At 40.7% G+C, this 12,437-nt stretch carries 12 protein-coding genes; 8 read left to right on the top strand and 4 right to left on the bottom strand.

Annotated features, from left to right (window positions below):
* The first annotated feature begins 36 nt into the window (after positions 1–36).
* Positions 37–837: an aminoglycoside adenylyltransferase domain-containing protein gene (locus I8J30_RS27970; RefSeq protein ID WP_210663797.1), complete on the top strand. Its 801-nt coding sequence runs from the start codon at positions 37–39 to the stop codon at positions 835–837.
* Between the two features lie 375 nt (positions 838–1,212).
* Here the strand turns inward: I8J30_RS27970 and I8J30_RS27965 are convergent, their stop codons facing one another.
* Positions 1,213–2,478, bottom strand: coding sequence for an IS110 family RNA-guided transposase (locus tag I8J30_RS27965; protein WP_210663796.1), 1,266 nt, complete (start codon positions 2,476–2,478; stop codon positions 1,213–1,215).
* Between the two features lie 183 nt (positions 2,479–2,661).
* Between I8J30_RS27965 and I8J30_RS27960 the strand changes: the two genes are divergently transcribed.
* The 5 genes from I8J30_RS27960 (at position 2,662) to I8J30_RS27940 (ending at position 7,047) form a co-directional block, all read left to right on the top strand.
* The gene (locus I8J30_RS27960; protein ID WP_210663795.1) at positions 2,662–3,153 is read left to right on the top strand and encodes a hypothetical protein; all 492 of its coding nucleotides are present in this window, start codon (positions 2,662–2,664) and stop codon (positions 3,151–3,153) included.
* Between the two features lie 187 nt (positions 3,154–3,340).
* The gene (locus I8J30_RS27955) at positions 3,341–3,748 is read left to right on the top strand and encodes a DUF2251 domain-containing protein (protein WP_240548441.1); all 408 of its coding nucleotides are present in this window, start codon (positions 3,341–3,343) and stop codon (positions 3,746–3,748) included.
* A 206-nt stretch (positions 3,749–3,954) separates the two neighbouring features.
* On the top strand, positions 3,955–4,413 hold the full coding sequence (locus I8J30_RS27950) for a hypothetical protein (protein ID WP_210663794.1): 459 nt from the start codon (positions 3,955–3,957) through the stop codon (positions 4,411–4,413).
* A 237-nt stretch (positions 4,414–4,650) separates the two neighbouring features.
* On the top strand, positions 4,651–5,481 hold the full coding sequence (locus tag I8J30_RS27945) for a copper amine oxidase N-terminal domain-containing protein (RefSeq protein ID WP_210663793.1): 831 nt from the start codon (positions 4,651–4,653) through the stop codon (positions 5,479–5,481).
* A 1,167-nt stretch (positions 5,482–6,648) separates the two neighbouring features.
* Positions 6,649–7,047, top strand: a complete 399-nt coding sequence (locus tag I8J30_RS27940; RefSeq protein ID WP_210663792.1) for a hypothetical protein — start codon at positions 6,649–6,651, stop codon at positions 7,045–7,047.
* A gap of 746 nt (positions 7,048–7,793) precedes the next feature.
* On the opposite strand, the gene I8J30_RS27935 is transcribed toward I8J30_RS27940, so the two are convergent.
* Positions 7,794–9,065 (bottom strand): IS110 family RNA-guided transposase, encoded by a 1,272-nt coding sequence (locus tag I8J30_RS27935; protein ID WP_210663791.1) that lies wholly within the window; start codon positions 9,063–9,065, stop codon positions 7,794–7,796.
* Between the two features lie 372 nt (positions 9,066–9,437).
* Here I8J30_RS27935 and I8J30_RS27930 point away from each other — a divergent pair, with 372 nt between their 5' ends.
* Both I8J30_RS27930 and I8J30_RS27925 read left to right on the top strand, forming a co-directional pair.
* A complete protein-coding gene (locus I8J30_RS27930) occupies positions 9,438–10,352 on the top strand; it encodes a S1 family peptidase (RefSeq protein ID WP_210663790.1) in 915 nt (304 codons plus the stop codon).
* A 39-nt stretch (positions 10,353–10,391) separates the two neighbouring features.
* The gene (locus tag I8J30_RS27925) at positions 10,392–10,907 is read left to right on the top strand and encodes a DUF3221 domain-containing protein (RefSeq protein WP_210663789.1); all 516 of its coding nucleotides are present in this window, start codon (positions 10,392–10,394) and stop codon (positions 10,905–10,907) included.
* 692 nt (positions 10,908–11,599) lie between these two features.
* Here I8J30_RS27925 and I8J30_RS27920 read toward each other — a convergent pair.
* The gene (locus I8J30_RS27920; protein WP_210663788.1) at positions 11,600–12,013 is read right to left on the bottom strand and encodes a hypothetical protein; all 414 of its coding nucleotides are present in this window, start codon (positions 12,011–12,013) and stop codon (positions 11,600–11,602) included.
* A gap of 226 nt (positions 12,014–12,239) precedes the next feature.
* Positions 12,240–12,431: an HTH domain-containing protein gene (locus tag I8J30_RS34315; protein ID WP_420831257.1), complete on the bottom strand. Its 192-nt coding sequence runs from the start codon at positions 12,429–12,431 to the stop codon at positions 12,240–12,242.
* Positions 12,432–12,437 lie beyond the last annotated feature (6 nt).

Below are 12,437 nucleotides of genomic sequence, written 5' to 3'. Positions count from 1 at the left end.
GTTTGAAGTTACTTTTAACAAAAGGGGGATAGACTAATGTATGGTAATATCAAACTAACAGCCTATGAAGATGTAAACGAGGTCCTTAATTATTTCCTAACGAATATTCAGAGCATTACAGCAGAAAATTTTGTTGGCATGTATGTGATTGGCTCACTTGCACTTGGAGATTTCAACCCAGTTAGCAGTGATATTGACTTTGTCATTGTGACTGATATTGATATTGGCGATACTCTCTTCAAAAGATTGAAAGATATACATGCTGAGTTTGCTTCCAGTAGTTCGCCCTGGGCTAATAAGATAGATGCGGTATACATTACTTTAGAAGCCTTTCGTAATGACAACTCGCCCTCAACACAGTATCCTCAAGTAGAACATGGGACTGAGTTATTCAAAAACGCTCTTGAAGATGGCTGGATCTTTCAGACATACACATTACGTGAAAATGGGATTGTCGTTTTTGGTACTGAACCATGCTCCTTTATTAACCCTATTGACCCTAAAGAAATGATACCTTCAGTAAAGGCTATTGCAGGATTGTGGCTCGAATGTGCCCAACGCGATTCTTCTTGGCAGGAATGGGTTAGAATTAGGAAATGGCAGGTTTTTGTTATTCAAACTCTTTGCCGAATGCTTTACTCACTGCATACGGGTTCTGTAGCCTCAAAGCCTCTAGCAATAAATTGGGCTCGACACGAACTGGGCAAGCCTTGGGATTCGCTGATTACGCGTTCTTTATCATCGAAAGACGAGAATAGTAATATTACAAAGCGTGATATGGACGAAACAATTGATTTTATTCGATACACAGTTGAGAATGCTAAAGTAAATTGGTAATTACGCTCCCTCGAAATGATTCAGTTTCCTCACTCAGACTCATGAATTCGCAGGATTTCATCCAATAGTTAGTATGGAGAAGTGGATGGAGGAGGAGCCGGTAGCTGGAGGATGGAGAATTGGACATGCGGGAATAAAGGTGAATGATGCATCACCCATATTGTTCCATATGTGCACGTCTCCACTTTATCCTAGTGATTCTCGCTCCCATGTCTCAACGGGTCATAGCCCTTTCATTCCTTCGTCACATCTAACTAAGGGGTGGAGGTCGGTCTTTCTAACGGAACGGGTCCGAGCCCTTTTGCGTAACATCTCCCGATACTCCGTGCTTCTTGTCATCCTGCGAATGCTTGAGCAGGTGAGGTTTGACTCATCTTAGGCTGCTTGTGGGAAAACTCTAGTTGAATCGTAAGCCTCGCTGCTTTTTGCTAGGCTGACCAGTAGCCGCGCTACTTTACTACATAATTTCATGATGGATTTCATCTTCTTCAGATTCTTCTTTTCCACATTGTAACGGTGCAAAGCCCGAATTTCCGGGTTCGTCATGACCATACACATCGTCATGAGATAGAGAAAATGACGCAGACGTGGCCGACCTCGTTTGCTAAGCACCATCTTTCCCCGCCACTTCCCAGAACTGGCCTCAGCTAGATTCAACCCCGCATGCCGCAGTAGAGCATTTCCATGCGAATAGCCACTTAGATCACCAGCCTCACCGAGTACGCCAGCTAGACTCGTAGCACTGACACCTCGTATTTCAAGCAGCTTCTGTGCGTAAGGAATGCGTTCAAGAATGAGATGGAGCTCGTGCCCAATCTGTTCAAGTTGGCACTGGGCTAAGTCATATTCTTCAAGCAATTGCCCAAGATGAAGCTTGTAAGCCTTGAGTGCTTGGGTAGTACCAACACTAGATTTTGCTAGTGAAATGAGGAGCTCAGCGCGTTTAACTCCAGCATGACGCTTTACATATTGCTTCCAGCCGTCGATGACTTGTTCCGTGTTAAGCCGACTGATTTCTCCCGGCAAAGGGAAGAGTCTGAGTGTTGCGATTGCGCTGGTACAGGTAAGAATTTTAAAGACCTGACGGAGCTCAGGAAAAACAATGTCTACCCACCGATGAATTTGATTGACCGCACTGTTGAGGCGCTTGGTAACCGTCTCACGATTTGCCATGAGAATGCGTAGTTCCTCATATTCTTCCGTATGAAAACGAACAGGGGAGTAGTACCCGTTCTTGATCATATCTGCAATGACAAGGGCGTCCTTACGATCGCTTTTAGACGGTGTATTATCCCGGTTCTCTTTGTTCTTTTTGACGAGATGAGGATTAACCAGAACGGCTTCAATGCCTTGAGTGGCAAGCCATCGTGCCAGGCTGAACCAGTAGTGACCGGTGGGTTCCATTCCAACTATGATGCTACTCATTTTGTGGGTTTCGAGCAGATCTTGGATCCAACGTTCGAACAGCTTGAACCCTTCACGATCGTTACCAAACTCAAGCGGAGTACCCAGTGCAATGCCTCGAAAGCTGACAGCGCGGGCTACATGAACTTCCTGGGCGATATCTACGCCGACGACTAGGTGAGAAACGGTAATGTTTTCAATGAGTTGATTTTGCTTGTCCTGTGATTTAAACTTCATAGAAGAGCGACCTCCTGATGGGCTTTTTGAGGCTTTTGACCTCGTGCGTAACCCCATCGTACTGGAGTCGCTCGTTTTTGTTCAAACGCCAAATTATTCGTTTTACAGGAATTCTAACGGGCAGGATAATAGAATAATTTATGGAATATTAATCATTAAAAACGATAATTTGGAGGGTGAGATTTGAGAAAAAGGTCTATAAAAGTTGGTGTTTGTTTGATTATTTTGATTCTTATAGGACTTTATATCTTAGTGAAGTCAAATCCACCTTTAGTTTCGAATGGTCTCACTTCGAATCCAAATGACAATACGTATGGAATAGTAGAAGTTCAAAACGTTGGATTTGTAGATATTGTGCTAAAACAAGTGTTGGTAAATGAAAGTGAAGAACCAAAAAAAGTTGATTTGGGAGTAAGTCGTTCTAATCATTTGGTACTTGGTGGAGAATTAGATAGCGACCCCAATATTACATTCCATGCAATAAATGAACTGAAAATTAAACCTGCTCTATCTCCAGCGGAACTTAAAAAATTAGTTGCTAATAATGATAGGGAAGTTATACGGAACTATGGGATTCGAATTCAACATGATAATCCAATTCGACAAATCACCGTGAAATACAATTATTTTATGATTCCTTTCACCTTTAGGAAAGATGTCAGTCTTCAAGAATAGTAAAGTTAAACTAACGTGTACTACACAATACACGTGAACAAGCTGCCTACGTATATCGGCGGCTTGTTCCGCTAACGGGCAGGATAGTTTAATCACTTAACGAATACTTCAGGTTAGGAGAGCTTGCGCAGTTCGTAAAAAGACGTTAGGCGAAATTACGGCTAATATTAAATAAGGAAGTGCAGACATGAATGAAAATCAAATAAGTAGTGAGCAAGATAGTTACTTGTTGGATGCTACATCTCCAGATAATAACTGGTTGACTGTATTTGAGGACGACGGAGAAACGGGATATTTATATTTCTGTGCTTTTGATTTAAGCAGTGGTGAATCCCAAATTATAGATCATTTATGGGTTTATGACCAAATTAGTCCAACAATATATGAATGCGAAAAAGTAAATATATTCTGGTCAGATGATTCCAGTAAAGTTTGTTTAATTGTTGATGGTGAATGTTGGGGGATGATTGATATCAAGAATAAAAGAAAATTATCCGCACCAAGAGAAGGAATAAGCATTAAGACTATCGACAGAAGTACATGGGATAATGGATTAGAGCAAAATGAAGGAGAAGTACTAAGAGTTAAAAGATAATATTTGAGTATTTCTAAGATGGACCACTCTGAGGGATTTCAGGTATTTTTAACCCAATCTTCATTACGCTAACGGGACACGATAGCACAATAGAACATGACGGCAGCTGGATTGATTACCGGCTGCCGTTTTTCATTGAAGTAACGGGCAGTATAGTTCAATGAGAAGTGGGCATAATACCTCCAAAAAATTGGGAGGTCATGTCGATGAGGAGAGAGATGGTTTTAACCGCGCTTTTCTTTGTAGTAATGAATGGATTAAATTACGAATCGGTCATCGCTTCAGATATATCGAGTTCAATCTATGCCGTACATCCAAACGATTATCCGGGACAATTACATTCATTAACAACAAATCAGATTGAATCCGCTGAAATCATGTGGTTGTGCTGTAATCAAATTCCTCTAACTAAAGATGAAATTAATACACTGGTTACATTATTAAAGAAAGTACAAAAGAATGAAATAAGTCCATATACAGGTCCTGGACCAAAAGGTGGACCACGTCGCATAAATTTATATTTAAAATCGAATGAACAATTGACATTTGTGTTAAATGGAGATGGTATCCTTTTAGGTCGTAATCAAATTTATTTGCCCGAAATTCGAGAATTTGTGGAGAATATATGGAAGCAAAAATTAAGAAACGCTCAAATAAGTGATTGAACTAACGGGACACGATAGCATAACGACACCAGGCTGCCGGCACTCACGGCGGGCTGTTATGATAACGGGAACGATACGATAGTTCAACGAGAAGGAGCAGATTGCCGTGGCAACTGCTCTTTTGTTTTATTAAACTACCGGGCAGTTTAGCGCAACAAAATCATCATGATTTGCGTATTAGTTAATGAGGGAATATATGGTAATTAAATGAAGTGAGAATGTATTGAGGGGGGCTTTATGCGCGGATTATGGAACAATGTAGCAGTTAGGAAGCATATCATTTTATTTATTATGGCGGTTGTAGTGATGAGTGGTCTAGTAACTAACGGTAAGAAAGTATCAGCATGCGATTTTGGCAGTAATATCATCAAGCCACATACGGATTCGAATGTGTTCGTCGGTAAAGCACTTGAGATTCGAGGAGATAAGAACGGAAAAGATGTTTTTTTTGAAGTTTACAAAGTCGAACAAGGTACCGTAAAAGCGCTAGCCAAAGTATGGACACCACCCGCTGGTTCTTCCTGTGGCGGTTTTGACTTTAAAGTTGGGGAAATGTATTACGTGATCACAATAGATACTCCAATATTCCCTTCAAAGAAAGTGGTCATGATTAATACAGCCAGACCATTACTGGCTGAGGAAAAAAGCGAAAAGGAACAGATTGAGGGGCAATCTCTCCTTGAAAATTTCCTAAAGCGAACAGATGTATCCGTCTCCATTAATGGAGAGGATTTGGTTATGAATAGACCTTATGATTACTTCTATTCTAATAAAGATAACAGAGTTATGGTCCCTTTGAACGAAGCATTTGTGAGTAGGTTTGGAATAGAGGTCACTCCAATAAATGAGGATGACGACAGCGTAACTTTGAATTATATGGGGAAAGCGTATACTTACCAGATTGGGCATAATACAGTGCGAATCGATGAGAATGATTTCAACATTATGGATACCGTTATTCAACGATTTGATGGAATTACATTTATTCCCGCTAGACAGGTTGCAGACATGATCGGTGCACAACTAACTTGGGACAACAAACTCAAAAAAATATGTTTTTCCTTTTGAAGAGGTCGTTAAACTACCATGAAAGAACGAATTAACTTTCATGCTCTGTGGTGCAGTAGAAGAGATGCATGAATGGCTACCATGAAAGAACGAATTAACTTTCATGCTCTGTGGTGCAGTAGAAGAGATGCATGAATGGCTAACGGGCACTATTTCTTAATAATCACCAGGTCGAGGCTGCTGGCATGAACGGCAGCCTTTCGTTCGACTAACGGGCAGGTTAGCGCAACTTTAAAGTAAAAATGTGGTATTGTATTGTGAACCGAATTGGATTGGTTAAGAAGTACTGGAGGTGGCATGGTATTGATTAGGTTTATGGTTTACTCCTTAGTGTTGTTTCTATTTGGACTCTTCAGTATCGCTGCTGGTCTAATAAAAGGGAAAGTTTGGGCAGCGGATTTCATTAACCCGTCTAAAATAGGGAACCTTGAAGAGCGAGAAGGAATAACCAATGCATTTATTTACTGTCCTGTCATTTTTGGAGGATTAATAACCGTACTCGGGCTAATTATTTTTGCAATTGTTTTTAATAATTGGACAAAGAAATACCTTTAAAGCGCCAACGCTTGTTGACGAACGGGCACGAGACAAAGTGTAGCAGGAGCAGTTTGCCTACGGCAGCTGCTCCATTTTTAATTAAACTAACGGGCAGGATAGTTTAACCAGATTCGCGAATATTATATGCGAGATTTCCAAGTTACACCACTAGGATGTGTTCAAATGCTAACAGATAGAAAGAGCATCGTACATACATATACTGGGTTTAATTGCAATTGTGTGGCTTCCTTATACTATTCTTCTCTATATTCCAATTTCAATATACCTAGAAAAGAAGGTATTCTTTATAATTCTGCCAGCAACGATTCTATTTGTATATTCATTGTATTGGTTTCACTTACATCAGGATTTTGAACAGCAGCTCGGAACAACTATCGTACTTATTATAGGAATTTTTTTTGGGGAAGACATTGCTAACTACTTTAAGTCCTTAAAAAATAAATAAACATTACCCTGACGCAGTCAAAAACGAATCATAAAATTGACTAATAGTAGCTGCTGTCTACCTGAGGGTTGCCGACTACATGACAGTTTTATTGCGCTAACGAGCAGTTTACGTTAGTAAAGGAATTGAATAAGCTCCTCACGAATATGGAGATTGTAATTTTAATGAAAGTAGGTGTTCTTATTAAGGAAAGAGTAGAAGCTATTTTCTATGGCGGAATCCTATTAGGAATAATCTCAATTCCATATTTGACAGGTAAATACTCACTCAATGAAATTATAATCTGGATAGCTATCTTGGTTTTTTCAATGGTATGTGCTTTATTGTTTGGCAAATACGTAGAACCAATATTACAGAATAAATTTGGGATAAATAATTTAATGAAGTTTTTAATAAGTTCATTATTATTTATTATTCTATACGGCACTATTTTTATAGGTTGCATTATTTTTTTGAAACAAGATTTAATTAGTTATTTATTACTCATAGGATATCTAGTTTATTATATTTATTTGAATTACAGACGAATATATGTTCAAGAAATTAAAGACCAGAATGAGTAAATAAACAGAGGCTCATGGCTGGAGATGATAAATCAATATCTGAAATTAGCCTTTCGGTTCGATAATATTATTAATTAAATGACTGAACAAACAGGGAACGATAGTCAATAAACACCTATGATGAAGCTGCCGACAAGATTGGCGGCTTCACCTGTCAGGTGACAAGAACATTATCTCATTAAAAGTCGCGAAAATCGCGGCTTTTTTTATTAATGGGATCAAGTTCTTGTCAAAACCAAATGACAAGAACTTGATCCCATTACCGGAATTGACAAGAACATCATCTCATTCCCGACGATAGGCAGGGAATAGCATAATGAAGGTAGCCGGCCAGAAATGAACGTTTGCACTTCGTTAAGCTCCCTCAGTACGATTTAGTTTTCTCACGAATGCTCGCTTATTCGCAGGATTTCACCCTTGCCAGAAATGAAGAAAGATAGTAAGCGAACCCTTGTAGTAGACCGGGACATCATGAAGGCGTGAGGAAATAGAGGGGGAGGTTGTAGCCCCCATATCCTTCCATATACTGCACGCATTCTCCACGCCGCCCCTGGAGGTTTTCACTCCCATGTCTCAACGGGTCGCTGCCCTCTCATTCCTTCGTTACGCCTGTCCAAGGGGTGGAGGCCGGTCTTGCTAACGGTACGGGTCGGTGCCCTTTGGTTTAATGTATCCGGTACTCCGTGCTTTCTTTTGAAATCCCGCGAATAAGCCAAAACTCGTGCAACGAAACGGGAAGATGTTGGTTAAGCCGCTAGCTGAATGGGCATCGTTTTATGAGGATTGTAGGCTTCGCGGCTGCGAGCCATTCCAACGAGTATGCGAGCAAGTTTTCCACATAGCTTCATAATAGACCTCATTTTCTTCATCTTCTTCACCTGTACGTTGTGAGCATGCATAGCTTGAAACTCCCGGTTGTTCATCACCAAACTCATGGTCATCATGAAGATAAACCGTCGGAGACGAGAGCGTCCTCGTTTGCTAATTTTCATCTGTCCGGTCCATTTGCCTGAGCTAGCTTCTGCAAGATTGAGGCCAGCGTGACGCAGCAGGGCATTGCCGTGAACAAACCCGCTTAAATCCCCTGCCTCACCAAGAATACCAGCTAAAGAAATGGCGCTGATCCCTTTGACAGCAAGCATGGATTTTGCAAAAGGAATGCGATCTAGAACGGCAATGATCTCTGCCTCAACCGTTTTTAGCTGCTGGCAAGCAAGGTCATACTCATCGAGCAGTTGCTTTAAGTGAAGCTTGTAAGCATGCGTGGCTTGTTTAGATCCAACAGAACGACACGCAAGTGAGATAAGCACTCGAGCCTTCCGCTCACCAGAATGCCGTTTCATAAGGGTTTTCCAGCCAGCAATGACGTCTTGAGGTAGAAGCTTACTCAGTTCTTCGGGCGTTGGGAAAAGACGTAGAGTAGCTAACGAACCGGTGCACATTAAGCTCTTGAAAACTTGCCGCAGCTCTGGGAAAACAACATCGACCCAGCGATGAATTTGGTTTTTAGCGCTAACAAGTCTCGTTACAACAGAGTCGCGGTTGGAGAGATAGACACGTAGCTCTTCAAAGGCCTCAGGGGTGTTACGGACGAAAGAGTAGTAGCCGTTTTTGACCATGTCCGCAATGACGAGCGCATCTTTTTTGTCGCTCTTGGACGGCGTATTGTCGCGGTTTTCCTTATTCTTTTTTACAAGATGAGGATTGACGAGAACGACTTCAAATTGACGCTTGGAGAGCCAGTTGGAGACGTTCAGCCAGTAATGGCCGGTTGGTTCCATACCAACAATGGCAGCAGTTAGACTATGAGCGGCTTGTAGCAAGTGGATCCACTGAAGCAGGTTTTGAAAGCCTTCTTCATCGTTCGAGAAGGACAGGGGATGACCAAGTGCGATTCCTCGAAAGTTAACAGCCCGTGCCACATGTGTTTGCTGAGCGATGTCGATGCCGACGACTAGATGGTGAGCGGTAATTTTTTCAATGAGTTGATTTTGTTTGTCCTGCGACTTAAACTTCATAGTAGAGCGTCCTCCTGGATGATGGGATTTAAAGGGCTATGACCCGTTGCGTACTCCCATCGTACCGAGGCGCTTTTCTTTTTTCAAAGACGAAATTAATCCATCTACAGGAATGCTAACGGGTAACGATAGCTCAAGATCCACGAAGAAACGGCAACCGGTATAAAGGTTGCCGTTTTCTCAACTAACTTAACTTTACGATACCAAAATCAAAGGCTGCCGAATGGAATCGGCAGCCTTTTTAGTCGATGGAAAATAGCTTTATACTTAATTATTAGTTTAATACGCAGAAAAAGATAAGTCTATAAATTTTTGGGAATTTCAAGTAAAGTGGTTTTACCGGGCCGGTAGTATCTATATTGGAGGTTCACAATGGCGAGTCCAGAGATATTAAATAAAGCAGCAGTATCTTTTGCATTTGAACGTAACTCTTTTGAGTTTATAAGCAATTCAACTAATAAGGTATTTCGTTTCACAAAGAATGATGAGGTTTTATTTTTAAGAATAACTGAAAAATCTCATGCTTACATCAACAAAATAAAAGCGGAAGTTGATTGGATAAGCTATTTAGTAAACAACGGTGTCCACGCATCATTACCAATCAAAACTTTAGATAATGAATTAACTGCTGTGTATGAAGAGAATGGAAAATGCTTTATTGCAACTACGGTTCTTGGTGGAGGAATTGGTATTGTTAGGAGCGGAGGTTGTTCGACAGCGGCTACTGGGTACGATGGGAACAATAAAAAGTATATTATTACAGCAGGTCATTGCATGTTAGGAACCGGTTCAACAGTGAAACAGTACACTACTACTGTCGGTGTTGATTATGCTACGGCGTATGTTAATGGCGGCCAAGATATTGGTCTTGTTCAAATTACAGATACTACGAGAAAAATTAGTAGTTTGGTATTAAAGAATGGTTCAACAGATTATGACGCGAAGTTTACGAGTACTGGTACTGTAACTCAGGGGCAAACTGTATGCAAAGCTGGTTTAGCAACCAACTATACTTGCAGTACTGTATTGAGTACGTCATACACTAGTATGAATCCAACTACTGGTGTTGATCTACCTGACCAGATTAAAATAGCTAATCCCAACTGGACATTCCAAAATGAAGGAGATAGTGGAGCCACTTTATGGAGTGGAGAAGTATTACATGGTGTTATGTCACGGAAATCAAGTACTCAGGATGCTAACGCTTTTGCCACCGCTAGCAAAATATCGTACTTTTCATATTATTGGCCATCGATTAATATTTACTTATCTGCTACTCCATATTAGGATAAACGAATAGTTTTATTTGGAGAAAAGGGGGGTAAGATGCGTATTTCAGTCGTCGTGTTAATGTTTATCAGTTTGCTTGGTATTACGGCTTGCAACAAACAAAATGAAGCTGTCGAACCGCAGCCTGTAAAAGCTACTTACACGGGTTACATCACCAAAAAAACCCCTGATCGAATTCTTGTAGCATCAGATACGAAAATGACTGGTAGCGAGATGTACGGGGCAATATGGCTTGGATCCTCCGACGATAGCCTTGTTATCGGACAACATGTAGAGGCTACGTTGAAAGGAGATATCGATTCCTCCTACCCTGGCGTCGGATCCGCAAGCAGCGTTGTCGTCTTACCTATTTTGATATCTGGCGAAGCAAAATTAAAACCTGAACAAGCGCTCGCAGTGGTGATCTCAAGTAGATCTGATATGTTAGTTCCAATCATCACGAAAGTTACTTACGAGGAGACTACAAAAAAATGGGTGATTGGTATATTGGATGGCCTTGCTCCTAAACCGAGCGAAGAGATTGTTACTATTAACGATGAGGATGGTAAATAAATACGTCTGCTTCCTTATATATTGTTACTGATAATGTGTGTAACAGTTACTGGCGTAAGATATTTCATAACTGAAGCGTTGTACACATAAGGGCTTGGGAAAGCATTCCCAGGCTTTTTTGTGATTTTTGTTAGTTACAATCTTTATTTTCCTATCCCAATATTTTAGTTACAAACTTTAACTCTATAATAGTGCTAATAAAGTTAAGAGATGCGCGGTTATTTAGTTACAAAGAATATTTAACACATTCATCATTCATTTGATTCTTTACAATTAAGTTTTGGTCTGAACAATTAAGTCTTGTTCTGGCAAATTAAATAACAAATTAGTTTTGTTCTAAAACTAAATAAGGATTATTTACAACTAGGGAGACCCGATGAAGCTCAATTGAATCATCGGGTCTTTTTTGTGAGGTAGCCACTAAATGTCGGAGACAATCGGTACTCGCGTAATAAGAATACAAAAGTTGAATAGATGACTCAGGTTGAATTCCCCTCGTTAATAGGAATTTCGCAAGGTCGACTCAGCGAAATCGAGAAGGATACGCAGGGCGTCAGCTTGGAGCTCTAATGCTGGTCGTCGGTCGGTGCCGTGAGCGTAGCTGAGTTTATGTGATGAAGTTATGATCATTAATGCATAATTATATTAGCGATGTAATGCTAATATAAACGATTGATGGTGATGGAATCCGACTATCTTTTTTGCTTTTCCTTCATGCCATGCTCGAGTAGATATACCCATAGTTTTTCGCCATCCATGGTGTTTATCTTAAGAAGTGTACCGTTTAATACGCGTAGATTAGGTATTAGCGCTTTAAGTTTGCGATGCGATAGCGGCTGAATGAATTTGTGTACGTCCGTTAGCAGCTGATAATATTCGAAATCCGGTTTCCCATCTACTTCTTTCTTGTGCGTCACGCCGTCTGAAATGCCACCGCCGATAAGTCCAACTTCCGATGCGTACCAGAGTACTTTGCTTTCGTTGCTGACATCCTCCATATGTTCTTTGGTCGTGCCGTAGGCTGCACATTTGTGGTTTTGGAGCATGTCCACTTCGTAGTGCGCACCTTCTTTGCGATTAGTGTTGTTGATATAGTAATCAGCCATATATAATCTCCTCTCTGATTTAGCTTCATTTTAATAGAAGCGACTCATGGCTGTAAAAGGTGATATGGACGCAAAAACCGTACCTTTTTTCAATACAAACGTCGTAGCGCGACAAGATGATCTCCAGTTTTCGCAGCTTTTCATCTTTCATTTCGCCAAACTGACAATTCATCTTGAGTTAGATTACGATTCAGTGGACGTCCAGAAGTTTCTTTACGGGAGTCGGTTAGTCCGATAACTCGTATGCTCTCCTCCAACGCTCGGCGAGTTGTTTTACACGCTGCATTCCAATTACGTTTACATCAAACCCGTTACCTTCAAAGATTTCTCTCGGGAGTTTTCCTACCATGGATTGATCGATAAACAACTTCTTAAATTCATCAGCATAGGTTATTGCTTTGTCACTAATCCTGACCACATCCTG

The organism is Paenibacillus lignilyticus, assembly GCF_017942085.1.
In the GTDB taxonomy this organism is placed as follows: domain Bacteria; phylum Bacillota; class Bacilli; order Paenibacillales; family Paenibacillaceae; genus Paenibacillus_Z; species Paenibacillus_Z lignilyticus.
This window is presented reverse-complemented; position numbering and strand designations above follow the sequence as displayed.

Bases quoted from the DNA above. Each gene is read 5' to 3' on its own strand.
- I8J30_RS27965 (WP_210663796.1), bottom strand. From the start codon at position 2,478: ATGAAGTTTAAATCACAGGACAAGCAAAATCAACTCATTGAAAACATT.
- I8J30_RS27920 (WP_210663788.1), bottom strand. From the start codon at position 12,013: ATGGCTGATTACTATATCAACAACACTAATCGCAAAGAAGGTGCGCAC.
- I8J30_RS27930 (WP_210663790.1), top strand. From the start codon at position 9,438: ATGGCGAGTCCAGAGATATTAAATAAAGCAGCAGTATCTTTTGCATTT.
- I8J30_RS27935 (WP_210663791.1), bottom strand. From the start codon at position 9,065: ATGAAGTTTAAGTCGCAGGACAAACAAAATCAACTCATTGAAAAAATT.
- I8J30_RS27950 (WP_210663794.1), top strand. From the start codon at position 3,955: ATGAGGAGAGAGATGGTTTTAACCGCGCTTTTCTTTGTAGTAATGAAT.
- I8J30_RS27940 (WP_210663792.1), top strand. From the start codon at position 6,649: ATGAAAGTAGGTGTTCTTATTAAGGAAAGAGTAGAAGCTATTTTCTAT.
- I8J30_RS27945 (WP_210663793.1), top strand. From the start codon at position 4,651: ATGCGCGGATTATGGAACAATGTAGCAGTTAGGAAGCATATCATTTTA.
- I8J30_RS27970 (WP_210663797.1), top strand. From the start codon at position 37: ATGTATGGTAATATCAAACTAACAGCCTATGAAGATGTAAACGAGGTC.
- I8J30_RS27925 (WP_210663789.1), top strand. From the start codon at position 10,392: ATGCGTATTTCAGTCGTCGTGTTAATGTTTATCAGTTTGCTTGGTATT.
- I8J30_RS27955 (WP_240548441.1), top strand. From the start codon at position 3,341: ATGAATGAAAATCAAATAAGTAGTGAGCAAGATAGTTACTTGTTGGAT.